24 protein-coding genes and 1 other RNA gene are annotated in these 24,655 nt (G+C 49.0%); 13 read left to right on the forward strand and 12 right to left on the reverse strand.

Translation table 11 applies throughout. The features are described 5' to 3' along the window. Position 1 precedes the first annotated feature (1 nt). Positions 2-1,336, reverse strand: a complete 1,335-nt coding sequence (gene pepP / locus ACQ31U_RS06715; RefSeq protein ID WP_431050536.1) for a Xaa-Pro aminopeptidase — start codon at positions 1,334-1,336, stop codon at positions 2-4. A gap of 15 nt (positions 1,337-1,351) precedes the next feature. Continuing rightward, positions 1,352-1,915 (reverse strand): UPF0149 family protein, encoded by a 564-nt coding sequence (locus ACQ31U_RS06720; RefSeq protein ID WP_431050538.1) that lies wholly within the window; start codon positions 1,913-1,915, stop codon positions 1,352-1,354. 153 nt (positions 1,916-2,068) lie between these two features. Between ACQ31U_RS06720 and ACQ31U_RS06725 the strand changes: the two genes are divergently transcribed. The 3 genes from ACQ31U_RS06725 (at position 2,069) to ACQ31U_RS06735 (ending at position 3,327) form a co-directional block, all read left to right on the forward strand. Beyond that, a complete protein-coding gene (locus ACQ31U_RS06725; protein WP_431050540.1) occupies positions 2,069-2,362 on the forward strand; it encodes a cell division protein ZapA in 294 nt (97 codons plus the stop codon). A gap of 103 nt (positions 2,363-2,465) precedes the next feature. Continuing rightward, a non-coding RNA gene (ssrS, locus tag ACQ31U_RS06730) (6S RNA) lies at positions 2,466-2,648 on the forward strand. Between the two features lie 97 nt (positions 2,649-2,745). Then, positions 2,746-3,327: a 5-formyltetrahydrofolate cyclo-ligase gene (locus ACQ31U_RS06735; protein ID WP_431050542.1), complete on the forward strand. Its 582-nt coding sequence runs from the start codon at positions 2,746-2,748 to the stop codon at positions 3,325-3,327. An 8-nt stretch (positions 3,328-3,335) separates the two neighbouring features. Here the strand turns inward: ACQ31U_RS06735 and ligA are convergent, their stop codons facing one another. Together ligA and zipA are read right to left on the reverse strand one after the other, a co-directional pair. Continuing rightward, positions 3,336-5,348: an NAD-dependent DNA ligase LigA gene (ligA, locus tag ACQ31U_RS06740; RefSeq protein WP_431050544.1), complete on the reverse strand. Its 2,013-nt coding sequence runs from the start codon at positions 5,346-5,348 to the stop codon at positions 3,336-3,338. 76 nt (positions 5,349-5,424) lie between these two features. Continuing rightward, positions 5,425-6,534: a cell division protein ZipA gene (gene zipA / locus ACQ31U_RS06745; protein WP_431050546.1), complete on the reverse strand. Its 1,110-nt coding sequence runs from the start codon at positions 6,532-6,534 to the stop codon at positions 5,425-5,427. 218 nt (positions 6,535-6,752) lie between these two features. On the opposite strand from zipA, the gene cysZ reads away from it, so the two are divergent. The 3 genes from cysZ (at position 6,753) to ACQ31U_RS06760 (ending at position 9,453) form a co-directional block, all read left to right on the forward strand. Continuing rightward, a complete protein-coding gene (cysZ, locus tag ACQ31U_RS06750; protein WP_431050548.1) occupies positions 6,753-7,562 on the forward strand; it encodes a sulfate transporter CysZ in 810 nt (269 codons plus the stop codon). A 122-nt stretch (positions 7,563-7,684) separates the two neighbouring features. Further along, on the forward strand, positions 7,685-8,635 hold the full coding sequence (gene cysK, locus ACQ31U_RS06755; RefSeq protein ID WP_431050550.1) for a cysteine synthase A: 951 nt from the start codon (positions 7,685-7,687) through the stop codon (positions 8,633-8,635). Between the two features lie 209 nt (positions 8,636-8,844). After that, a complete protein-coding gene (locus ACQ31U_RS06760; protein WP_431050552.1) occupies positions 8,845-9,453 on the forward strand; it encodes a YagU family protein in 609 nt (202 codons plus the stop codon). Positions 9,454-9,516: 63 nt separating this feature from the next. Here the strand turns inward: ACQ31U_RS06760 and ACQ31U_RS06765 are convergent, their stop codons facing one another. Next, on the reverse strand, positions 9,517-10,209 hold the full coding sequence (locus ACQ31U_RS06765) for a pseudouridine synthase (RefSeq protein ID WP_431050554.1): 693 nt from the start codon (positions 10,207-10,209) through the stop codon (positions 9,517-9,519). Between the two features lie 150 nt (positions 10,210-10,359). Here ACQ31U_RS06765 and icd point away from each other — a divergent pair, with 150 nt between their 5' ends. Then, positions 10,360-11,610, forward strand: a complete 1,251-nt coding sequence (icd, locus tag ACQ31U_RS06770; protein ID WP_431050556.1) for an NADP-dependent isocitrate dehydrogenase — start codon at positions 10,360-10,362, stop codon at positions 11,608-11,610. 84 nt (positions 11,611-11,694) lie between these two features. Here the strand turns inward: icd and ruvX are convergent, their stop codons facing one another. From ruvX to rsmE, 4 genes are read right to left on the reverse strand one after another with little or no spacing between them, the layout of a single operon-like run. Further along, complete coding sequence (gene ruvX, locus ACQ31U_RS06775) at positions 11,695-12,114, reverse strand: Holliday junction resolvase RuvX (RefSeq protein ID WP_431050557.1); 420 nt, start codon at positions 12,112-12,114, stop codon at positions 11,695-11,697. Further along, positions 12,114-12,674, reverse strand: coding sequence for a YqgE/AlgH family protein (locus ACQ31U_RS06780; RefSeq protein WP_431054298.1), 561 nt, complete (start codon positions 12,672-12,674; stop codon positions 12,114-12,116). The genes ruvX and ACQ31U_RS06780 overlap by 1 nt, the downstream gene beginning before the upstream one ends. Positions 12,675-12,676: 2 nt before the next feature. Then, positions 12,677-13,651, reverse strand: coding sequence for a glutathione synthase (gshB, locus tag ACQ31U_RS06785; protein WP_431050559.1), 975 nt, complete (start codon positions 13,649-13,651; stop codon positions 12,677-12,679). 10 nt (positions 13,652-13,661) lie between these two features. After that, entirely contained in the window at positions 13,662-14,393 is a 732-nt protein-coding gene (gene rsmE, locus ACQ31U_RS06790; RefSeq protein WP_431050561.1) for a 16S rRNA (uracil(1498)-N(3))-methyltransferase, read from the reverse strand. Between the two features lie 181 nt (positions 14,394-14,574). On the opposite strand from rsmE, the gene ACQ31U_RS06795 reads away from it, so the two are divergent. Next, positions 14,575-14,877 (forward strand): hypothetical protein, encoded by a 303-nt coding sequence (locus ACQ31U_RS06795; protein WP_431050563.1) that lies wholly within the window; start codon positions 14,575-14,577, stop codon positions 14,875-14,877. Between the two features lie 2 nt (positions 14,878-14,879). Continuing rightward, positions 14,880-15,242 (forward strand): helix-turn-helix domain-containing protein, encoded by a 363-nt coding sequence (locus ACQ31U_RS06800; protein ID WP_431050565.1) that lies wholly within the window; start codon positions 14,880-14,882, stop codon positions 15,240-15,242. 22 nt (positions 15,243-15,264) lie between these two features. Here ACQ31U_RS06800 and ACQ31U_RS06805 read toward each other — a convergent pair whose 3' ends face one another. Together ACQ31U_RS06805 and glnA are read right to left on the reverse strand one after the other, a co-directional pair. After that, on the reverse strand, positions 15,265-16,056 hold the full coding sequence (locus ACQ31U_RS06805; protein WP_431050567.1) for a TatD family hydrolase: 792 nt from the start codon (positions 16,054-16,056) through the stop codon (positions 15,265-15,267). A 240-nt stretch (positions 16,057-16,296) separates the two neighbouring features. Beyond that, the gene (glnA, locus tag ACQ31U_RS06810; RefSeq protein ID WP_431050569.1) at positions 16,297-17,715 is read right to left on the reverse strand and encodes a glutamate--ammonia ligase; all 1,419 of its coding nucleotides are present in this window, start codon (positions 17,713-17,715) and stop codon (positions 16,297-16,299) included. Positions 17,716-18,003: 288 nt separating this feature from the next. Here glnA and typA point away from each other — a divergent pair, with 288 nt between their 5' ends. Further along, positions 18,004-19,854: a translational GTPase TypA gene (gene typA, locus ACQ31U_RS06815; RefSeq protein WP_431050571.1), complete on the forward strand. Its 1,851-nt coding sequence runs from the start codon at positions 18,004-18,006 to the stop codon at positions 19,852-19,854. A 360-nt stretch (positions 19,855-20,214) separates the two neighbouring features. Here the strand turns inward: typA and gpt are convergent, their stop codons facing one another. Further along, positions 20,215-20,673 (reverse strand): xanthine phosphoribosyltransferase, encoded by a 459-nt coding sequence (gene gpt / locus ACQ31U_RS06820; protein ID WP_431050573.1) that lies wholly within the window; start codon positions 20,671-20,673, stop codon positions 20,215-20,217. Positions 20,674-20,882: 209 nt separating this feature from the next. Here gpt and ACQ31U_RS06825 point away from each other — a divergent pair, with 209 nt between their 5' ends. The 3 genes from ACQ31U_RS06825 (at position 20,883) to ubiE (ending at position 24,655) form a co-directional block, all read left to right on the forward strand. Continuing rightward, entirely contained in the window at positions 20,883-22,337 is a 1,455-nt protein-coding gene (locus ACQ31U_RS06825; RefSeq protein ID WP_431050575.1) for an aminoacyl-histidine dipeptidase, read from the forward strand. Positions 22,338-22,415: 78 nt separating this feature from the next. After that, on the forward strand, positions 22,416-23,777 hold the full coding sequence (locus tag ACQ31U_RS06830) for a sodium-dependent transporter (protein WP_431050577.1): 1,362 nt from the start codon (positions 22,416-22,418) through the stop codon (positions 23,775-23,777). Positions 23,778-23,863: 86 nt separating this feature from the next. Then, positions 23,864-24,655 carry a bifunctional demethylmenaquinone methyltransferase/2-methoxy-6-polyprenyl-1,4-benzoquinol methylase UbiE gene (gene ubiE, locus ACQ31U_RS06835; RefSeq protein WP_431050579.1) on the forward strand — a complete coding sequence of 264 codons (792 nt, stop codon included), beginning with the start codon at positions 23,864-23,866 and terminating at the stop codon, positions 24,653-24,655.

The raw sequence follows: 24,655 nt of genomic DNA on the forward strand, positions 1-24,655 counted from the left end.
TTTATTGCGTCTCTTTTTGCATTAAAATTTCGATTTCATCGATCTCTTTCGGCACGGCACTGGTCAGCACTTTGTTGCCGTATTCGGTGATTAGAATATTATCTTCAATCCGCACGCCGATACCTTGATATTGCGCCGGAATCTGGCTGTTGCGGCTTAAATACAGCCCCGGTTCGACGGTCAAAACCATGCCGGCCTCTAAGGTGCGGTTGCGGTTTTCGCCGTAATCACCGACATCATGCACGTCCAAACCGAGCCAATGCCCCAAACCGTGCATATAAAACGGCAGGTAGGCTTTTTGTTCGATTAATTCCTCGACTTCGCCGTGCAAAATGCCCAGGTTGGCCAAGCCGGCGACTTTGATTTTCAGCACTTCTTGATTGACCGCATAAATGCTTGCTCCCGGCACTAACAGCTCAAGCGCGCGTTTTTGCGCCTGTAGCACAATCTCATACACCGCCCGTTGCGCCGGGCTGAATTGCCCGTTGACCGGAAAAGTGCGGGTAATATCGCCGGCATACAGCGCAAATTCACAACCGGCATCGATCAGCACCAAATCGCCGTCTTGCAGCAGTTGATTGTTTTCGGTGTAGTGCAAAATACAGGCGTTTTCGCCACCGGCGATAATACTGTTATAGGAAGCAAAACGTGCGCCGTGACGGTTAAACTCGTGTAGGATTTCGCTTTCCAATTCGTATTCGTAGCGATTCGGACGCAGTTGTTGCAGCGCGCGCAGGTGTGCCAAAGCGGAAATTTGCCCGGCTTGCTGCAATAACGCCACTTCGTGTTCCGATTTAAACAGGCGCATTTCGTCGAGCAACGGTCGCCAGTCAATCTGTTGGAGCGGTGCGCGCAAGCCTTGGCGTTGATGTTCGCGCGCATAACGCAGGCTGTGTTTCACCGCGTCATCGCCCCAAGGTTGCAGATCGTCGGCGTGATAAAGTGCGGTTAGTCCGTTGAGTAATTTAGGCAGTTCCGTTTGTAAGCTTTCAATCGAATAAGCAGAATCGACATTAAGTGCGGTCGGCGCACGTTCCACGCCCAAACGCCGTCCGTTCCAGGTTTCCAGCAACGGATCAGACGGGCGCAGGAAAACCGCACTTTCGCTTTTGCCGTTTTGTTTGCGTAATAACAGCACCGAATCCGGCTCGTTGAAACCGGTCAGATACCAAAAATAACTGTCTTGGCGGAACGGATAATGGCTATCGGCGTTACGCTGTTTTTCCTGTGCCGCAAACACAAGCAAGGCGCTGTTGTCAGGCAATTGCGCCACTAAACGTTGACGGCGTTGCAAAAATTCGCTCGGCGGCAGTTCGGCTAGATAAGTTAAGTCCATATTGTTACCGCACTTTTAGTGTAATGTCGGGGATTGTTTTTCGATTGCTGTTTTTTGATGGGTAAATTCCGTATAGAAAAAGAGCGCGACCGCACGCACATATTCGCTGATTTCGGTCAGGGCACTGTCTAATTCTTCCGGCAGATCCTTTTCATCATAGCCGAGATTGGCAATATCATTCAGATCGTGTAGGGCTTCAACGATCTCTTCGTCCAGTTGATCCAAGTGCGGTTGTGCCAGTGCGGTGCCCAATAAGAAATGGCTGACCCATTCGGACAATGAATCGGCATGACGGAATAGATCGCTTTCATCTAACAGAAGCTCAAATGAAAAACTGTTTTCTTCGCCGAGTTGGGCGCTGATCTCATCCCGCAAGGCTTCGACTTTGTGTAATAAGGCGGTGGGATAGGCATTTCCGTTGTTGGTGAATTGATATACCAAGGTTTTCCAGCTGTCGTCTTGCAATCCGCCACAGGATATGCCGCTGAGGAAGCCGTGTAATTCGGCGGCATTCATGCCGATTTGGTATGATTGCAATAATTGGTCGAGTTGTTGATAGGTTAAGCTTGTGGTTGTCATAATTGTTTCCCCGTTAATTTACGTTTTATTTTAGCATTCAAAGCTAATGACGACCAATAAAACAATCTTTGTCTATGGTGAAAATCGCAGACTGTGGCATAATAATCGTTACTTTTTAGAAAATAGACGATAGATGAATCACGGGGTCAGCAGATGTCTAAAAATATCGAACTCCATATTTTTGGTCAGGTTTTACGATTAAATTGTCCGGAAGAACAACAAGAGGCGTTGCGGGCGGCGGCTGTTCAGCTGGAACAGCGGGTCGGCGAATTAAAAGAACGCACCGGTATTTTGCAACTGGACCGCATTCTGTCGATTGTGGCGCTGAATTTGACTTTTGAATTACAGCAGGAAAAACAAAAAAGCGTACAACAAGACGGTCTGCTTACACGGATTCAACAACTTGACGCCTCTTTGAGCGATGTATTGGCAACAACGCGTTTGTAGATGGTAAATATTCGCCGAATAGTCGCAAAAATGTGCGGGCGGACACATTATCACGTTGTAACACTGGTACTTTTTGTTGAATTAGGCTAGTATTTAAATAATAAATTTCCTGGGGTGTGCGTCAGCGGATTAAGTCCCTGAGCCGATACTTTAAACTTTTAGAGTCGGTCCCCCACTGTCGGTGTGCAAGCTCGGCTCGATCGAGAAGCCTGAAGACGGTATGACTGGCTCCCTTGAACCGTAGGGTTCAAGGACCGATTATTCGCAACGGCACTCCGGGTTCCTTTCTTTCGTCAAATCGGCCGAATGATTTGACGCAACCTGTCAACGCACAGATGACAACATTGCACAGATAACATTGTACAGATGACAAGACCGCACTTATGACAACATCCCCACCGTCGATCGCCGAACAACGCCAAGCCTTGCGCCGACACATGCGTCAGCAACGTTCGCAGCTCAGCCAAGAACAGCAACAACAGGCAGAACGGCGTATTTGCCGACAAGCGTTGGCATTGATTGAACAGCGCGGGGCGCAAACCATTGCCTTGTATCTCGCTTGTAACGGCGAAATCTCGACCGCACTTTTGATTGAAAGGCTATGGCAGCAAGGAAAAACGGTGTGTTTGCCGCGTTTGCACCCGTTTGTCAGCGGACATTTACTGTTTTTCCGCTATCAGCCGGATACCCGACTAAAAGCAAACGCGTTTGCCATCCCGGAACCGCACTTGGATATTACCGCACTGGTGCCGCAATCCGAATTGGATATGGTATTTACGCCGTTGGTGGCGTTTGATCGACAGGGTAACCGTTTAGGCATGGGCGGCGGTTTCTATGACCGCACTTTGCAACATTGGCAACGGAAACGCTTTATTCCGGTCGGCTTGGCACACCAATGCCAACAAGTTGAACAACTGCCGGTTGAACATTGGGATGTGCCGTTGGCGCAGATTTTGGCGGGATGATTGATTCCTCAACTCACTAACGCCGAAAATTCCGCTTCCGATAACACCCGAACCCCCAATTCTTGCGCTTTGCTCAGTTTGGAACCGGCTTTTTCGCCGGCGATCAGGTAATCGGTTTTCGAGGAAACGCTGCCGCTGACTTTGCAGCCGAGCTGTTGCAAATAGGCTTTTGCCTGATCGCGGTTCATTTGGGTTAAGGTGCCGGTGAGTACCACATTTTTACCCTTCAACGGGTTATCGCCAATCTCTTTTTCTTCGATGGCGTCCCAATGCACGCCTTGTGCCAGCAAATCTTCGACCACGCTGACATTGTGCGCTTCTTGCCAGAACAGGTAAATCCGCATTGCCACTACGTCGCCGACATCCTGCACTGCTTTTAACTGTTCTTGATCAGCAACGCGGATTGCCTCTAACGTTTTAAAATGGTTGGCGAGATTTTGTGCGGTGGCTTCGCCGACATCGCGAATGCCGAGGGCGAAAATAAACCGTGCCAGCGTGGTTTTTTTCGCTTTTTCCAGGCTGTTCAGCGCATTTTGTGCCGATTTCTCGCCCATACGTTCCAAACGCATAAGCGTGATTTTATCCAGACGGAACAGATCGGCAGGGGTGTGCAGCAATTCGCGATCAACTAATTGTTCGATCAGTTTGTCGCCCACACCGTCAATGTCCAACGCTTTGCGCGAGACAAAATGTTTCAAGGCTTCTTTGCGCTGTGCGTCGCAGAATAAACCGCCGGTGCAACGTGCCACCGCTTCGCCGTCAATCCGCACGATCGCCGAGCCGCACACCGGGCAGTGCTGCGGGAAGTGAATCGGCTGTGCATTGGCAGGACGGCGCGCTAATAAAACGCCGGTAATTTGCGGAATCACATCCCCGGCGCGGCGGATAATCACGGTATCGCCAATCGCGATCCCGAGACGTGCGATTTCATCACCGTTATGCAGGGTGGCATTGCTGACGGTGACGCCGGCGACAAAGACGGGCTCGAGTTTTGCCACCGGCGTAATCGCGCCGGTGCGCCCGACCTGAAATTCCACGCTGTTCAGCACGGTTAATTGTTCCTGTGCAGGAAACTTATAGGCAATCGCCCAGCGTGGCGCGCGGGCAACAAAGCCGAGCTGTGTTTGCAGCGCAATCTCATTGACTTTCAATACCGTGCCGTCAATGTCGTAACCCAGTTGCTCACGTTTTGCGCCCATTTGTTGGTAATATTGCAATACTTCGGCTTCGCCTCGGCACAGGCGGATTTCCTTATTAATCGGCAGCCCGATAGATTGCAGCCATTGCAGGCGTTCGTAATGAGTAGCAGGTAATTGCACCCCTTCGGAAATGCCGATACTGTACGCGTTTAAACTTAACTGGCGTTGACGGGTGATTTTCGGATCCAGCTGACGCAATGAGCCGGCAGCGGCATTGCGCGGATTGGCAAAGGTTTTTTGCCCGTGTTGCAACGAATCTTGGTTCAGGCGTTCAAATGCCGCATGCGGCATAAATACTTCGCCGCGCACTTCCAGACGCGCCGGCGGATGTGCCGTTAACAACTGTAATGGAATATTGCGGATGGTGCGGATGTTATTGGTAATATCTTCGCCGGTGGTGCCGTCGCCACGGGTTGAGGCTTGGCTTAGTACGCCGTTGACATACAAAATACTGACGGCTAAACCGTCCAGCTTCGGCTCACAACAAAAGGTGAGTTCATCTGAATTGCCCAATCGCTCTTGAATCCGCTTAGTGAAGGCAAAAAAATCGTCGTCGGAAAAGGCGTTATCCAGCGAGAGCATTGGCAGTTCATGGGTAATCTGGCGAAAGCCGGCTAGCGGCTTCGCCCCGACCCGTTGTGTCGGCGAATCGGCAGTGATCAATTCGGGATGATCCGCTTCCAACTGTTTCAGTTGATTCATTAAGCGATCATATTCGCCGTCGGGAATTTGCGGTTGATCCAACACATGATAAAGGTATTCATGTTGACGGAGTTGTCGACGAAGTTGTTCAATTTGCTCGGAAACGGTTTGTGTATTCATGGTGTTGTTATATCTAAATAAAGACCGCACTTTTAACGAAAAGTGCGGTTGATATGTGGCGGTTATACCTAAGTGATCAATTAATCAAACTCAAGTAGTGATTTTTTGAGCTTTCGTCAAACGGTTGGCGCTTGTCGTTGAGTACTTGTCCGCCCAATTGTTGCGCCAATGTTTGCGCGGCGCGTAATAATAAGCGGAAGTTTGCCAAATCGCTGCCCGGTGACGGCAGGTGCATAAATAAGACTAAACCGGCGGTGCGGAAATCGGCAAGGTTATCCAAATCAAAAATCCCCGGATTCATCATATTGGCGGCACTGAACAGAATCGGCGAATTGCCGTCCAAATCAAGATGGCGGTGATACAGTTGGTGCTGCCCGAACAGGAAGCCGAGGCTTTCCAGCGATTGTACCACTTGCGTGCCTTGGAAACCTTGGGCGCCGGGGGCAACCACATACAGTATTAAGCGGGCGGGTTTTTCAGCGACAGGCGCTGCCGGTGCGGCTTCTTGAGGTTGTTCTGCATGGCTTGTTTCGCCCGCAACGGCTTCGTTTGGCACAGCAACCGGTTGCGGATTCAACCGGGCACGCACGCTTTCGGCGGCACTGGTCGGATTGATTGGCGCAGTATCGACAATCGGTTCGGTAATGTTGATTTTATTTTGCTGTGTCATCTTCGCCAGTTCTTCGCGCAAAATCGTGGAGGAGGTGTTAATGCCTTCTTCGCTGTCGATTTCTTGTTCTAAGTCGGCAATGGTGCGATTCAGCAGCGAAGAACGGGAAAGCGATTCGGCGTTGCTGCTTTGTGTTGTCGCAACCGCACTTGCAACCGCTTGCGTTGCTTGCGGCAAGGTAATCCGAATCTTGCTGACCGCCTGTTCAACCGAAACCGGCGCTTGTGCTGTTTCCTGTCTGGCTTGCTGCGGTGCTTCGTATGCCGCTTGTGTCGAATACTCGGTGTTGGCTGCCGTGGTGCTTGTTTCCGGCGTGGTATAGCCATGCTCGCCGGCATTCGCGGCTTGCGGATGGCGATCCGGCAGATCCTGCCCTTCGGTGCGGGAATCGTAGGTGAAGGTGTTCGCGGATTTAAACAGTTGTGATTTTTCCCGACGGCTCGACCACAGTCCGTGAGCGACGAGAATCACCAAAATAAGTACGATGAGAATGATTAAAATAATATGTGAATCCATTATGAACCTATTCTTTTTTAACGTTGTTCAGGGTACATACACACTGGCGAACATCGAATGAAACCAATAACGCCCACAACCACAACCAGAGATCGGTTTTGGTAGCTTATCATATTTTTTCCGTAACAGGGTAGGGGCTGTTGCGCTTTGTTTCTATTTGCTTTCGCCCAGACAGTCACTTATAGTGGGCGACAGTTAACTGAATAAGGGAAGGAAACATGTATCAATCCGAATTCAAACAAGGTTTGGAATATTTCTTACGCGGCTGGCATTTGATCACCCAACCGGGATTACGCCGTTTTGTCATCATGCCGATTTTAATCAATATTGTGCTGTTAGTGTTGGTGTTTTGGGTGATGTTAGGGCAAATCGGCAGCTTGGCGGCGTGGACGGTCAGTTTTGTGCCGGCGTGGCTCGACTGGCTGGGTTATATTATTTATGCTTTGGCGATTGTCACGGTGTTGTTGGTTTTTTTCTTTATTTTCAATCTGCTTGCCGGCTTTATCGCCGCGCCGTTCAATGGCATTTTGGCGGAGAAAGTGGAACGGATGCTGACCGGACAAGCGCTGGATGACATGGGCATGTTGGATTTGGCAAAAGATACGCCGCGTATTTTATTGCGCGAGTGGCAAAAATTTGCCTATTCCTTTCCGAAATTTATCGGCTTATTTATTCTCAGCTTCGTGCCGGGTATCGGGCAAACCTTGGTTCCGCCGCTGTTTTTCTTATACGGTGCTTGGATGGCGGCGATTCAATATGGTGATTATCCGTTTGACAATCATAAAATCCCGTTTAAGCAAATGCGCTACCAACTGGCGGAAAAACGCAGCCTAAACCTGACATTCGGCGGCTTGGTCTCGATCTGTACCTTTATTCCGTTTCTGAATTTTATTATTATTCCGGTGGCGGTGTGCGGCGCGACCGCACTTTGGGTCGAGCATTACCGGGTGGTGTCGAATGCGGATTTCCGCCGGACAAGTGGCCGCACCGAGGTGGCAACCCGCACACCGACCGATTTAATTCCGTAAGATGAAATAACCATAGGTTATAACGTATAACAACAAACCATTATTGTTTTATTAGAAAAGCGATTATGCTCTGCTCATGGCTTCAAAAGCGACCCATATATCGATGACAACAAGAGGTTACTATGACAATTTTTGCAGATAATTCACAAACCATTGGCAACACGCCGTTAGTCCGTTTAAAACATTTTGGCAATAACGGCAATGTGTTGGCGAAGATCGAATCACGCAACCCGAGTTTCAGCGTAAAATGCCGTATCGGTGCCAATATGGTGTGGCAGGCGGAAAAAGACGGCACCCTGACCAAAGACAAAGAAATTGTCGATGCGACCAGCGGCAACACCGGAATCGCGTTAGCCTATGTCGCGGCGGCACGCGGTTATAAAATCACCCTAACCATGCCGGAAACCATGAGCTTGGAGCGTAAACGGCTGTTGAAAGGTTTGGGGGTCAACTTGGTGTTGACCGAAGGCGCCAAAGGCATGAAAGGCGCGATTGCCAAAGCCGAAGAAATTGCGGCTTCCGATCCGAACCGCTATATCATTTTAAAACAGTTTGAAAACCCGGCAAACCCGGCAATTCACCAACAAACCACCGGTCCTGAAATTTGGAATGATACCGCAGGTAAAGTCGATGTATTGGTTGCCGGCGTCGGCACCGGTGGTACGATTACCGGTGTCAGCCGTGCGATCAAACAGGATTTTGGCAAAGCGATCACCTCGATTGCGGTTGAGCCCGCCGAATCGCCGGTGATCACCCAAACCCGCAACGGCGAAGAGGTCAAGCCGGGTCCGCATAAAATTCAAGGCATTGGTGCCGGGTTTATTCCGAAAAATTTGGACTTGTCCTTAATTGACCGGGTGGAAACGGTGGACAGCGATACTGCGATTGCGACCGCGCGCCGTTTGCTGGCGGAAGAGGGCATTCTGGGCGGCATTTCTTCCGGTGCTGCGGTTGCGGCGGCGGACAGAATCGCCAAATTGCCGGAATTTACCGACAAATTAGTGGTGGTGATTCTGCCTTCAGCCTCTGAACGTTACCTCAGCACCGCACTCTTTGACGGAATTGATGTGTAATAAGAAATAACCATACATAAATTGATATTTAATTTATACCTAAAAGTAAGTATAATTTGATCCCTGAGTGGAATGCTCAGGGATTTTTTGTTTTTTATTTTATTCATTTGGAGTCTTGAATAGCAATAAAAAGAGAAAAAACGTTATTACTTTGGCACGTAATAATAAAAGTAGGCTTAGCCTGTACTATATTTAGGAGTTATCACATCATGTCAATAGGGTTGTTTGAACAAACTGATCCGGCACGCCGCCGTTATGGCTTAGCGGTATTTATCGGGATTATCGCCGGGATTATTTCTGCTTTCGTAAAATGGGGCGCCGAGCACCCGTTCCCACCGCGCAGTCCGTTAGATCTGTTCGCCGCCGCGTGTAAAGATCCGTCACAGGCATTGGACGTTTGTTCGCGTGCGTTTTTGAATCCGCCACACGTTTTCCTGCGCGATTATATCGGTATTGATCCGACCGAAGCCGCGTTTACCTTTGCCGATCACGCATTTAACTGGATTGGCGTCACCCATATGATTTTCTCATTGGTGTTCGCGATCGGTTACTGTATCGTTGCCGAGCGCTTCCCGAAAATCAAATTCTGGCAAGGTATCGGCGCCGGTATTCTGGCGAATATTGCCGTGCATTACATCACTTTCCCGATGTTGGGCTTAACCCCGCCGGTTTCCGAGTGGCCTCTGTACGAACACATTTCCGAGTTAGTCGGGCACATCTTCTGGTTCTGGACTATCGAGGTGATCCGCCGTGATCTGCGCAACCGCATTACTCACGAACCGGATGCGGAAGTGCCGTTGAACGCGCCGTTCCGTTAATCTTAGTTAATGCACAAAAGTAAAAAATCCGAGCCTTGGCTCGGATTTTTTTATCTCTTTTATTTACGAATTTAATCCCACCAACGTCATCAACCGCACTTTATCCTCTAAACTCAAAGTGCGGTATTCGCCGTTGGCTAATCCTTGTAAAGTCAATCCGGCGGTTGCGGCACGGATTAAGCGCAAGGTGGGGAAGCCGATATGGGCGGTCATACGTCGCACTTGGCGGTTACGCCCTTCGTGGATTTGGATTTCCAGCCAAGCGGTCGGGATATTTTTACGCGTGCGAATCGGTGGATTGCGTTGCCACAAATCAGCCGGTTCAGGGATTAACCGCACTTTAGCCGGTAAGGTTTTGCCATCATTTAAGATGACGCCGCTACGCAGCGCGGCAAGTGCGGTTTCATCGGGAACGCCTTCCACTTGCGCCCAATAGGTTTTCACCGTTTTAAATTTCGGATCGGTCAGACGGTGTTGCAATTGTCCATTATTGGTGAGCAGTAGCAAACCTTCGCTGTCGCGATCCAAGCGCCCGACCGGATAGACTTCGGCACGCGGAATGTAGTTTTTCAAGGTGGCGCGTTGTTGCTCATCGCTGAATTGGGTCAGCACATCAAACGGCTTATTCAAGAGTACAATGATGGTGTCTTCAAGGTTGATGGTTTTGCTGCGTTTTGCGTGCAAAAGTGCGGTTCGCTGTATTGAGCGGGGCGATGAATGGCGAAAAGTGCGGTTGCTTGTCTTAGGTTTGCGCATAATGTTAAAAAATTATTAAAAAAATTGTGAAAGTGTGATATGAATAAAAGAAATCCTCAGCGAAAAACTATACTATCCTAATGCTTAACGAGAGTATATTTTTTTAGAGTCTGTGGACTTTATACAACCCAAAACGGAAAAGGAGCAAATATGCAAAGTAAAGTCGTTGTCCCGAATCAAGGTGCTAAAATTACGTTAGAAAATGGTCGGTTGAATGTGCCGAATAATCCGATTATTCCGTTTATCGAGGGCGACGGGATCGGGGTGGATGTCACGCCGGCAATGCGTTTGGTGTTGGATGCCGCGGTGGCAAAAGCCTATAACGGACAGCGTAAAATCGAGTGGATGGAAGTGTATACCGGTGAAAAATCCACCAAAATATACGGCGAAAACGAGTGGTTGCCGCAAGAAACCTTGGATCTGATCAAGGAATACCGCGTGGCAATTAAAGGCCCTTTAACCACGCCAATCGGCGGTGGTATCCGTTCCCTCAACGTGGCGTTGCGCCAACTGTTGGATCTGTATATCTGCTTGCGCCCGGTGCGCTATTATGAAGGCACGCCGAGCCCGTTGAAACACCCGGAATACACCGACATGGTGATTTTCCGTGAAAACTCGGAAGACATTTATGCCGGGGTAGAATGGCAAGCCGGCACGCCGGACGCAGAAAAAGTGATCGAATTTCTGATCAAAGAAATGGGCGTCAACAAAATCCGTTTTACCGAGGATTGCGGAATCGGGATTAAACCGACCTCGAAAGCCGGTACGCAACGCTTAGTCCGCGCCGCAATCCAATATGCGATTGATAATGATCGTGATGTGGTGACGCTGGTGCACAAAGGCAATATCATGAAATTCACCGAAGGCGCATTCAAAAATTGGGGCTATGAAGTCGCGCAAAAAGAGTTTGGTGCGGAACTATTGGACGGCGGCCCGTGGATGAGCTTCAAAAATCCGAAGAGCGGTAAAACCATCACCGTCAATGACGTGATTGCCGACGCATTCCTGCAACAAATTTTGTTACGCCCGAAAGAGTATGATGTGATCGCCACCATGAACCTGAACGGTGACTATATTTCTGACGCGTTGGCAGCGCAAGTGGGCGGAATCGGCATTGCGCCCGGCGCGAATATCGGCGACGAATGCGCGATTTTTGAAGCGACCCACGGCACTGCGCCGAAATACGCCGGGCAGGACAAAGTCAATCCGGGTTCATTGATTTTGAGCGGCGAAATGATGTTGCGCCATTTAGGCTGGATCGAAGCGGCGGATCTGGTGGTGAGCGGCATGGAAAAAGCGATTTCCAACAAAACCGTGACCTACGATTTCGAGCGTTTGATGGACGGTGCGACCTTGCGCAAATGTTCCGAATTTGCACAGGACATTGTGGATAATATGTAATCGACGCGCTTGCAAAAGCCAAAATAAAACCACAACGTGCGAATGTTGTGGTTTTTTATCGTTAATTATAACGAATGAATGAGGTTATAACGGCTGGGTTTCAAACCAGCTTTCCAGAATAATACAGGCGGAGATTGAGTCGATCTTGCCTTTTTCCAAGGCTTTAAAACCGCGGCGGGCGAAGATTTCGGCGCGCGCTTCGACGGTGCTGAGGCGCTCATCGTGCAATTCGACTTGTACCCCGAAGCGTCCGTGAATGCGTTGCGAAAATTTGCGCGCCCGTTGGGTGATGTCTTGCTCGGTGCCATCCATATTCAGCGGCAAGCCGACAATCACGATTTTCGGTTGCCACTCTTGCAGGCATTTTTCAATCAGCGCCCAGTCAGGGACGCCGTCGTTGGCTTTAAACGCGTTCAAGGCTTGTGCCGTGCCGGTGATACTTTGCCCGACGGCACAACCGATACTTTTTACGCCAAAATCGAAGGCAAGTGCGGTAAATCCCATTAGGCGTGCCCTGCGTGCGTGGTTAAATAGGTCGGCTCGAAACCCAAAGTGCGGTTCGCTTCCAACCAGCGATGATCATAAGGCACATCAAACAGCAAATGTTCATTTGATTCCAACACCAACCAGGCATTATCGGCAATTTCCCGTTCCAATTGCTGCGGCTGCCAAGTGCAACAGCCGAGTGCCACCAGATATTTTTCCGGCGCATTGGCACGCCCGACGGTTTGCAGTATGTCCGCCGAAGTGGTCAGCCAAACCTCATCCGACACCGCAAAGCTGTGTTGAAACGGCGGAATACATTTGGTGTGCAGAATAAAACCGCGTTCGACGCCGACCGGTCCGCCGATTAATACCACATCGTCACGGCGGTATTCACGCTGATCAGCAATTAAAAAATTCAGCTTGGCAACGATTTCCGGCACGCTGATATCGGTTGCGCGAGTTAACATGATCCCCATCGAGCCTTCGTCATTGTGTTCACAAATATAAATCAGTGAATTTTTAAAAAACGGGTCATCCATGCCCGGCATTGCCAACAGAAAATGGTCTTGTAATTTCATCATTATCCTCTCCTTTCCTCTGTTTCTTTTGCCTGTAAGCGGCGTTCAATCGCATTCATTAACATTGAAGTAATCGAGATTTGCGGAAATGCCGTTTCGATTTCACGAATGCAAGTCGGACTGGTGACATTGATTTCGGTCAGTTTATCGCCGATTACATCTAAGCCGACAAAAATCAGCCCTTTTTGTTTTAAGTACGGCGCAACCGCTTTGGCGATCGCCCAATCATGTCCGTTGAGCGGACGGGCTTCACCGCTGCCGCCTGCCGCCAGATTGCCGCGCGTTTCGCCTTTTTGCGGAATCCGTGCCAAGCAGTAAGGCACGGGCTCGCCGTCTACCACCAGAATCCGTTTATCACCGTTGACGATTTTCGGAATGTAGGTTTGCGCCATGCAGTAATGTTTACCTAAACCGGTTAACGTTTCAATAATCACCGATAAGTTCGGATCATCTTGTTTAACACGGAAAACCGAGCTGCCGCCCATGCCGTCCAACGGTTTTAAAATAATATCGCCGTGTTGCCGATGAAAGGCTTTGATTCGTGCCGTATCGCGCGTCACCAAGGTTTCGGGCGTTAATTCGGCGAACCACGCGGTATAGAGTTTTTCGTTGCAGTCACGCAGGCTTTGCGGTTTATTCACGATTAAGCAGCCTTGTTCTTCCGCCCGCTCTAACATGTAAGTGGCATAGATAAATTCGGTGTCGAACGGCGGATCTTTGCGCATTAAAATCACGTCCAACGCCGCCAGTTCCAGGGTTTCTTCGCTTAAAAAGCCAAACCAGTCGTTGTAGTCATAACGCACTTCCAGCCGGCGCATACGTGCTTTGGCGACACCTTTGTCTAAAAACAAGTCGTTCATTTCCATGTAATACAGTTGATAACCGCGCGCTTGCGCCTGTTCCAACATCGCGAAACTGGAATCTTTTTTGATATTGATGGACTGAATCGGATCCATCACAATGCCGAGTTTAATCATGCTTTTTTCCTTATAAATCACCGAAACAGACTTGCAGGGCGGTAATTGCCGCCAAAGCTGCGGTTTCGGTGCGCAATACGCGTTTGCCGAGTAGTACCGATTGAAATTGCCGTTGCTCCGTCATTGCGATTTCCGTTGGTGATAAACCGCCTTCCGAGCCGATTAACAAGCGTACACCGGTTGCGGGAATATTTTTTAATTGACGAATGCCGACGTCGGCGCGCGGGTGTAAATTCAGTTTTAGCATATCCGTTTCTTCTGCACACCAATCCGTCAGTTTCATCAGCGGGCGAATTTCGGGAATCCGATTGCGCCCGCATTGTTCGCAAGCGGCAATCGCAATTTTCTGCCATTGCTGAATTTTTTTCTCCGTGCGCTCGCTGTCCAGCTTCACGCCGCAACGTTCCGACCACAGCGGCGTGATCACATTCACGCCCAACTCGACCGATTTTTGAATGGTGAATTCCATACGGTCGCCGCGCGAAATCACTTGCCCCAAATGAATCGTCAGATTGGACTCGCGATCATCTTTAATCGCCGCCGCCAACCGCACGTTGACCGATTTTTTGCTTATTTGATTAATCGTAGCAGGATAAATATGGTTGCTGCCGTCAAATAATTCAAGTTGTTGCCCGACGGTCATGCGTAACACGCGGGCAACGTGGTTGACTGCCTCGTCGCTTAATTCGCAATGACTAAGTGCGGTCAACGGTTCGGGGTGATAAATTCGTGGAATTCGCATAGCTGCTCATGTAGTGGTAAATGTCATACCGGAATCATAACACCGATAAAAATAAAACACTAACCGCACTTTGGCACTTGTTTATATTTTGAGTTGCTGTTTTTTCTTCTCTGGCGATCAAATGTTTTATTTTAACTATTACAAAGTAAGATATATAATACATTTGAACTAAGGAGACATAATGTATACTATTATCGAACGTCCTCAATTTCAGCATAAAGTGAAAGCGATTTGGACAGAAGATGAGCGGCTTGAATTTTTTAGTTATATTTCTCAATATCCTTTGAGCGGTGATGTTATCCCTCATTCGGACGGTATGCGCAAGGTGCGTTGGCAGGCTAGCGGTAAAGGTAAACGAGGTGGAGCAAGAGTGATTTATTTTAATTTGCTCGAAGACGGTGTCATTGTCATGATCGATATTTACCCGAAAAATGAAAAAGCAAATCTCTCACCGCAAGATATTAAGCAATTAAAAAGGAGTTAGACATGGATAAGATTTATCAAAAAATTCAGGAAAAAACCCAAAATTGGAATGTAGATCAAATTGTCACTGCGATTATTGAAGATGATCCGGACATGGCGGAATATGCCAAGGATTTGCACGAGACTCTCACCGACATGAAAAATGGTGACTATAGTAGCGCACGGATCACCAAAATTGCTGTGTCGCCAATTGTAGCCACGCGAAATAAAATGCAGTTATCTCAGCCTAAATTTGCCGAAAAACTGGGAATTTCGCTCAACACCCTGCGTTCATGGGAGCAAGGGTTGCGCAATCCAAGTGGTGCAGCCAAAACGCTACTTGATTTGCTACACCGCAAACCGGAGCTGATTAACGAACTACGCTAAGCCAGCGATCTGCAAGATAGCGTTAAAAATCAAACAGCGCGCGGCTGTTTTGCCAGATTGTTTGTTCGATTTGTTGGGCGGATTCGCTACGCAATTCGCTTAAGGCTTGCAAGACCAACGGCAAGCGTGCCGGGCGATTGGGTTCGCCTTGATAACCGAACAGCGGCATATCCGGGCTGTCGGTTTCTAACACTAAGCAGTCTAACGGCAATCGACGGATCGCCTCACGGGTTTTATTGGCGCGCTGGTAGGTGATTGTGCCGCCTACGCCGATAAAATAGCCGAGATCGACAAAACGTTTGGCTTGATGATAACTGCCGGCAAAACCGTGCACCACGCCTTTTTTCGGCAGTGAAATCCGTTTCAAAAAGGTATACAGCTGATCGTGGCTGCGGCGCGAATGCAGGCTGATCGGCAGGTTAAACTCACGTGCAAAATAGAGTTGGCTTTCCAAAAAATGGCTCTGCTTTTGCCACATTTCAGGGGTAATCAACGCTTCGATCGCGCGCTCCAAACCGACTTCCGCCACGGCTTTACATAAGTGCGGTTTGGCTTGCAACCGCACTTTGAGCCGCTCTAAATCAGCCTCTTGATGTTGCTGGATATATAACGGATGTAAGCCCAAACCGTAGCACAGTTGTGCCGGGGCTTGGGTGCAAAGTGCGGTCAGGCCGTCGAATTGTTCCGCCGTCACCGCCGCAATCAAGATTTTTTCCACCCCGGCCGCCCTTGTCTCCGCCACGCCTTCGGCTGCGGATTGTTGGCGCTGGTGAAGCAGATAATCAAAATGGGTGTGGGTGTCGAAAAAGGGCATGGCGGTTCTCTTGTTTAAATGGCGGTATAGTATAAATTTTAAGAATTCCTTCTCCCCTTGTGGGAGAAGGACAGGTTTTAGCGTCGTTCAGACGCTAAAATCAGGATGAGGGAAGGTTCACCCTCATCCGTCCTATCGGACACCTTCTCCCATCAAGGGAGAAGGGAATTGTGTCAATATTACGACAAAAGGGCGCATTAACATACGCCCTTATTTTAAATCCGACGATTTAAAATCAACTTACATCGCGTAATACATTTCAAATTCAGCCGGGTGTGGCAACATTCTTAAACGTTGTACGTCTTTCGATTTCAATTCGACATAAGCCGCGATGAAATCGTGGCTGAACACGCCGCCGCGGGTTAAGAAATCGTGGTCTTCTTGCAACGCATTCAATGCTTCGTCCAACGAGCCGGCAACGTGCGGCACTTGTTTCAGTTCTTCCGGTGGCAAGTCGTACAAGTTTTTATCCATCGCGTCGCCCGGATTTAACTTGTTGATGACGCCGTCCAAGCCCGCCATTAAGATTGCGGAAAACGCTAAATACGGATTGGCGCACGGATCCGGGAAGCGCACTTCGATACGGCGCGCTTTCGGGCTGTTGACCGTCGGAATGCGAATCGAGGCAGAGCGGTTGCTTGCCGAATACGCTAACAGCACCGGCGCTTCATACCCCGGCACCAAACGTTTATAGGAGTTGGTGCTTGGGTTGGTGAACGCATTCAACGCTTTGGCATGTTTCACCACCCCGGCGATAAAGTGAAGTGCGGTTTCGGATAAGTTGGCGTATTTGTCGCCTGAGAACAGGTTCACGCCGTCTTTGCTTAAGGAAATGTGCACGTGCATGCCCGAGCCGTTGTCGCCGAACAGCGGTTTCGGCATAAAGCAGGCGGTTTTACCGTGTTCGTGCGCCACGTTGCGCACCACATATTTATAAATTTGGGTTTCGTCCGCCTTTAAGGTTAAGGTGTTGAAGCGGCAAGCGATTTCATTTTGACCGGCAGTCGCCACTTCATGGTGGTGCGCTTCAACCACTAAGCCGAATTCTTCCATTAACAAGCACATTTCGGAGCGGATATCTTGCGACGAATCGACCGGTGGCACCGGGAAATAGCCGCCTTTCACCGCCGGGCGATAGCCGCTGTTGCCGCCTTCGTATTCGGTGTTGCTGTTCCATGCGGCTTCTTCGTCGTCAATCGCAAACGAACTCGCCCCCATACCGACTTGGAAACGCACGTCGTCAAACAGGAAAAATTCCGGTTCAGGTCCGACTAAAACCGTGTCGGCAATGCCGGAGGCTTTCAAATATTCCTCGGCACGCAGCGCAATGGAACGCGGATCGCGCTCGTAGCCTTGCATGGTGGTCGGCTCGAAGACGTCACAACGAATGCTTAAGGTCGGAATCGCAAAAAACGGATCGATAATCGCGCTTTCCGCAATCGGCATTAATACCATGTCGGATTTATTGATCGTTTTCCAGCCTGCCATCGACGAGCCGTCAAACATTTTGCCGTCTTCGAAAAAATCTTCATCTACCGCACTTTTGGGGATGGAAATGTGTTGTTCAGTTCCTTTGATATCGGTGAAGCGCAAATCCACGAATTTGACGCCGTGTTCCTCAATCAGTTTAAATACATTGGCGATAGCAGCCTGAGACATAACTAAAATCCTCTATAGGGTAACGTGAAAAAATATAATAATCAGTCGGTTTGTTTGAAACGTAACCAAAATATAATCCATAAAAATAAAAAATCAACGGCTTTTTTTGCCGATTGGTTAAATGCCGTATTCAAATGACTATTTTATTCGCTTTTCATTATTTTATAGCCGTTTTGTTTGAAAAACGTTATAATTCGCCACCTTCCAATGAATGTTATCTCAAAGCCACCGCATTGACGGTTTTTTGGAACCCGTATTTCTTTTCACTAAAACGAAGAATTTTCAATTATGAATAATGAGTTAGATATCAGCAAGCTTCGCAATATTGCGATTATTGCGCACGTCGACCACGGCAAAACCACCTTGGTTGATAAACTGTTACAACAATCCGGCACGCTGGAAAGCGCGCGCGGTGACGGCGATGAGCGCGTAATGGATTCCAACGATCTGGAAAAAGAGCGTGGCATTACCATTTTAGCTAAAAATACGGCGATCAACTGGAATGAGTACCGCATTAATATCGTGGACACCCCGGGACACGCCGATTTCGGCGGTGAGGTAGAACGCGTGTTGTCGATGGTGGATTCGGTGCTGTTGTTGGTTGATGCCTTTGACGGCCCAATGCCGCAAACCCGTTTTGTGACGCAAAAAGCCTTTGCCCACGGCTTGAAACCGATCGTGGTGATCAATAAAGTGGATCGCCCGGGCGCGCGCCCTGATTGGGTGGTGGATCAAGTGTTCGATCTCTTCGTGAACTTGGGGGCAACCGACGAACAGTTAGACTTCCCGATTATTTATGCTTCCGCCTTAAACGGTGTTGCCGGGGTGGAACACAAAGATTTAGCCGAAGACATGACGCCGCTGTTTGAAGCGGTGGTGAAATACGTTGAGCCGCCGAAAGTGGAAAGCGACAAACCGTTCCAAATGCAGATTTCGCAACTGGATTACAACAACTATGTCGGCGTGATCGGTATCGGACGGATCAAACGCGGTGCGGTCAAACCAAACCAACAAGTGACGGTTATCGACAGCGAAGGCAAAACCCGCAACGGCAAAGTCGGACAAGTGTTGGGGCATTTAGGTTTACAACGTTACGAAGCCGATATCGCCAGCGCAGGGGATATTATTGCGATCACCGGTTTGGGCGAGCTGAATATTTCCGACACCATTTGTGATGTCAGCAGCGTGGAAGCGTTGCCGGCGTTAAGCGTGGACGAGCCGACCGTGACCATGTTCTTCTGTGTCAATACCTCGCCGTTCTGCGGCAAAGAGGGCAAATTCGTCACGTCGCGCCAAATCTTAGAGCGTTTGAACAAAGAATTGGTACATAACGTGGCATTGCGCGTGGAAGAAACGGAAGATCCGGACGCGTTCCGTGTTTCCGGCCGTGGCGAATTGCATTTGTCGGTATTAATCGAAAATATGCGCCGTGAAGGTTATGAATTGGCGGTTTCCCGTCCGAAAGTGATCTTCCGTGAAATCGACGGGCGCAAACAAGAGCCGTTCGAGCAAGTGACGATCGATATTGAAGAACAACATCAAGGTTCGGTGATGGAAGCGTTGGGGATCCGCAAAGGCGAAGTGCGCGACATGGTGCCCGACGGCAAAGGACGCACCCGTTTGGAATACATCATTCCAAGCCGCGGCTTAATCGGTTTCCGTAACGAATTTATGACCATGACCTCCGGCACCGGCTTGCTCTACTCCAGCTTCAGCCATTACGACGATGTCAAAGCGGGCGAAATCGGACAACGGATCAACGGCGTATTGATTTCCAACGCCACCGGCAAAGCCTTGGCGTATGCGTTATTCAGCTTGCAAGAGCGTGGTAAATTAATGATCGATCACGGTACTGAAGTCTACGAGGGGCAAGTGATCGGCATTCACAGCCGTGGCAACGATTTGACCGTCAACTGTTTGCAAGGTAAAAAATTGACCAATATGCGCGCTTCGGGTAAAGACGACGCGGTGGTGTTAGTGCCGCCGGTGCGTTACACCTTAGAACAAGCATTGGAATTCATCGACGATGACGAGTTGGTTGAAGTCACCCCGGTTTCTATCCGTATCCGTAAGAAATTACTGACCGAAGTGGATCGTAAACGCGCCAGCCGCACTACGACCAGCACCAGCACCCGTTAATTCGGACTCGGTTTTCGTGATAAAAAACAGACGGTTTGGATGCTAAAAGCAGGGGCGGATTAGATATCCGCCCCAGATTGCTAACAAACTTACTTCTCTCCCTCCGCGTGCGGAGGGAGTACCGTTTTTGGTAAGAAAAATGGGGAGGGAGGGGGAATATGAAAATGCAACATATTCATTTTTAACATTCTTTATGTCTCCCTCCGTCCTTCGGACACTTCCCTCCGCATACGGAGGGAGGGAAATTATTAGAGAAAGAGGCGTTGTCATCAGCCTCTACTTTGTGTTTTATTAATCATCAAAGAGTAAAACACCCGATAACATTCGCTATCAGGCGTTTTTCAATTCAATATTCTGCCATTATTTTCTGGAAAGCGGCGGTACAAAGGTAATCCCCATATCCCACGGCTGTTCGATCCAAGTGGCTTGCGGAATATCCACCACATATTCATCGACTAGCGGTGCGCCGGACGGTTTGGCGAATACGGTGACGAAGTGGGCTTTCGGATACATTTGACGGATTGCGCGGGCGGTGTTGCCGGTGTCGACCAAATCGTCGATCACGATAAAGCCTTCGCCGTCGCCTTGTGCGGCGTGCAGCACTTTTAATTCGTTTTGCTGATCGTGATCGTAGCTGGCGATACACACGGTTTCTACGTGGCGTAAGCCCAATTCACGTGCGATCACCGCACTTGGAAACAAACCGCCGCGACTGACGGCAATAATGCCTTTCCAACGGGAAGCCGGCATTAAACGCTCAGCCAGTTTGCGGGCATGCATATGGAACATATCCCAAGTGACAATATATTTTTCGCTCATAATTGAACCCTTTTGTGTGATCTAGGAAAAATTGTTGGCTTTGTAGGCAAGCCTGATTTAAAAAATTGCGATAGGATAACCTGAAAAGGGATTTCATGCTATGATTAATCCCGATTTTTTGCGGATTTTAACGAGGTTTCTGTCGCGATGAACAGGATGGCGATAGAGACTCTCAATCGGCTATTTTGACTTTTTATAGAGGACTGATTATGCAATCAATTAAACAGCTGCAACCAACACTGTTATGGCAGTGGTTTCAACAAATTTGTGATATTCCGCATCCGTCTTACCAAGAACAGCAACTTGCCGAGCATATCGTGGCTTGGGCAAAACAGCAGCAATTATGGGTCGAACGCGATGCGGTCGGCAATATTCTGATTCGCAAACCCGCGACAGCCGGCATGGAAAACTGCCGAAAAGTGGCGTTGCAAGCGCACTTGGATATGGTGCCGCAGAAAAATGAAGGCACGGTGCATGATTTCAGCACTGATCCGATCAAAGCGTATATCGACGGCGAGTGGGTGACGGCGGAAAATACGACGCTCGGCGCCGATAACGGCATTGGTTTGGCTTCGGCATTGGCGGTGTTGGAAAGCCGGGACTTGGCGCACCCGGATTTAGAAGTGTTGCTGACCATGACCGAAGAGAGCGGCATGGTCGGTGCCAACGGTTTACAACCGAACTGGCTGCAAAGCGAGATTTTGATTAATACCGACACCGAAGAAAACGGGCAGATTTATATCGGTTGCGCCGGCGGGATTGATGCCGATCTGCGTTTGGATCTGGAGTGGCAAGCCAATACATTGCCAAATAGCGCGAAACTGGTATTGAAGGGTTTGAAAGGCGGGCATTCCGGCGCAGATATTCATACCGGACGCGGTAATGCGATTAAGTTATTGGCGCGGGTGTTGGCGCAATTACAAGCCCATGTCGATTTCCAATTGGCAGATATTAACGGCGGTTCGGTGCGTAATGCGATTCCGCGCGAGGCTTCGGCCCTGTTGGCGTTTGACGGCAGCGATGAACGCTTGCAAAGTGCGGTTGCCGATTTGCAGCAGGAATTACAAGCTGAGCTGGCATTAAGCGAACCGCACTTGAGTTTGCGTTTAGAGCAGGCAGAGGTTGCACCGCAGGTGTTAACCGAAGTGGCGACTGATCGCACAATCGATCTGTTAAACGCCTTGCCAAACGGTGTGATCCGCAATAGTGATGTGGTGAAAGGCGTGGTGGAAACTTCACTCAGTATCGGGGTGTTAAATGTGGCGCAACAGCAGCTGAAAATCACGATTTTGATTCGCTCGTTGATTGAAAGCGGCAAGCATGCAATCTGTTCCACTTTAGATTCAATTGTCAATCTTGCCGGCGCTGAAGTCGAGTTCAGTCATGATTACCCGGGTTGGGAGCCGAACCCGCAGTCGGCGATTTTACCGATCACGCAGCAGCATTACCGCCGAATCTTAGGCGAAGAGCCGCTGATTCAGGTGATCCATGCCGGCTTGGAATGCGGTTTGTTCAAAAAACATTATCCGCATGTGGATATGGTCTCAATCGGACCGACCATCCGTAACGCCCATTCACCGGATGAAAAAGTGCATATTCCGGCGGTGGCAACGTATTGGCAGCTGTTGACCGCACTTTTGGCGGATATTCCGCTTAAATCTTAATTTAATGAATGTAATTTTTAATATCTCTTGCTCACGGACGGGCAAGAGATATTTTTGTCTGTTTAAACCCGAGGAATTATGACAACAAATACAACAACAAAACGACAATCTTGGTCTAGCCAATTAACCTATGTGCTAACGGTGGCAGGGGCGACGGTTGGTTTCGGCGCTACTTGGCGCTTTCCTTATTTAGTCGGTGAGAACGGCGGCGGAGCCTATGTGCTGCTGTTTTGCATTGCGATGATCGTAATCGGTATTCCGATGATTTTGGTGGAGAATGTCATCGGCAGACGAATGCAAAAAAACTCGGTCGATTCGTTTGCCGGTGAAGCCAACGGTAAAAAAATCCACAAAGCGTGGAAAATCTTGGGCTATATGGGCTTGCTCGGTGCATTCGGGATCTTGGCGTATTATATGGTGCTCGGCGGTTGGGTGCTGACTTATATCGGCAGTTTGCTGTCCGGTGCGTTGGATCTCTCCGCGCCAGTGACGATTGAAACCACCTCGGCATTTTTCAGCGATCATATCCAAAACAGCCCCTTAACGATTTTGCTGTATACCGCACTTTTCGTATTAGTGAATTACATTATTCTTGCCAAAGGCATTATGGACGGGATCGAACGTTCGGTGACCTATTTAATGCCGATTTTATTTATTTTCCTGCTAGTCATGATTGTGCGTAATGTGACCTTGCCCGGGGCATGGGAAGGCATTTCCTTTTATTTGATTCCGGATTTTTCCAAAATCACCAGAGAGCTGTTTGTGTTTGTATTAGGGCAGGTGTTTTTTGCCTTGAGTTTGGGCTTCGGCGTGTTGATTACGTTATCTAGTTATTTGGATAAAAAAGAAAATCTGGTGAAAACCGCCACGATTACCGCAGTGATGAATACCTTAATCGCCTTGGCGGCCGGGTTTATGATTTTCCCGTCGTTGTTCACCTTTAACGTGCCGCCGAATTCCGGTCCGACCTTAGTGTTCCAAAGCCTACCGATTGTGTTTTCGCATATGTGGGCAGGCTCGGTATTCGCCACCATCTTTTTTAGTTTGCTGATTATTGCGGCATTAACCACTTCACTTACCATTTATGAAGTGCTGATCACTGTATTGCAGGAAAAGACCCGTTTAAGCCGTAAATCCGCAATCGCGCTGACTTTGGGCGGCATTTTTATTTTGGGCAATATTCCGTCGGTACTGGGGGACAACCAATGGCAAGAAGTCAAAATCATGGGGTTAAGTATTTTCGATACCTTTGATTATGTCAGCGGCAACGTGTTGTTTATCCTGACCGCACTTGGCAGTGCCATTTTTGTCGGTTTTGTGCTGAAAGACGAAGCGAAAAAAGAGTTGGGCGGCAGTAAGTTGTTGACCGGTATTTGGTTTAACTATGTGAAATATATTATTCCACTGATTATTTTGGTGATTTTTATCAATTCGCTTTAAGATAAAAACAGAAGTGCGGTTGTTGACCGCACTTTTATGATAAAGTAAGCAAAATTTCCACGATGTTAACCCTAAAAGATACGATCATGAGCGAACGAATTTCCCCTAATACCGAAGTGTCGGAGCAGCACGAGCCGGCGCAAACCACCCATTTCGGTTTTAAAACCGTTGCCAAAGCAGACAAGCAAAAATTGGTCGCCAATGTGTTTCATTCGGTGGCGGGCAAATATGATTTGATGAACGATTTATTGTCGTTCGGCGTACACCGGGTGTGGAAGCGTTTTACCATTGATTGCAGCGGCGTGCGCAAAGGGCAAAAAGTGCTGGATCTTGCCGGTGGCACAGGGGATTTCAGCGCCAAATTTTCACGCATTGTCGGCGCGGCGGGGCAAGTGGTGTTGGCGGATATTAACGACTCGATGTTACAAGTCGGACGCGAGAAATTGCGCAATTTGGGCGTGGTCGGCAACGTGGAATATGTGCAGGCGAATGCCGAAGCCTTGCCGTTTGCCGATAATACTTTCGACTGCATTATCATCAGTTTCGGTTTGCGCAATGTCACCGACAAAGAAAAAGCTTTGCGGTCGATGTACCGCGTGCTGAAACCGGGCGGCCGCTTACTGGTGTTGGAATTTTCCAAGCCGATCCTCGATCCGTTAAGCAAGCTATATCACTTCTACTCGTTTAACATTTTGCCGAAAGTCGGCGAAGTGGTGGTGAATGACGGCGAAAGTTACCGTTATTTGGCGGAATCGATCCGTATGCACCCTGATCAGAACGCGCTCAAACAGATGATGAGTGAAGCGGGGTTAGAAAACGTGGATTACTATAATCTCAGTGCCGGAATCGTCGCGTTACATCGTGGCTATAAGTTTTAG

The organism is Testudinibacter sp. TW-1 (genome assembly GCF_050613185.1).
Lineage (GTDB): Bacteria > Pseudomonadota > Gammaproteobacteria > Enterobacterales > Pasteurellaceae > Chelonobacter.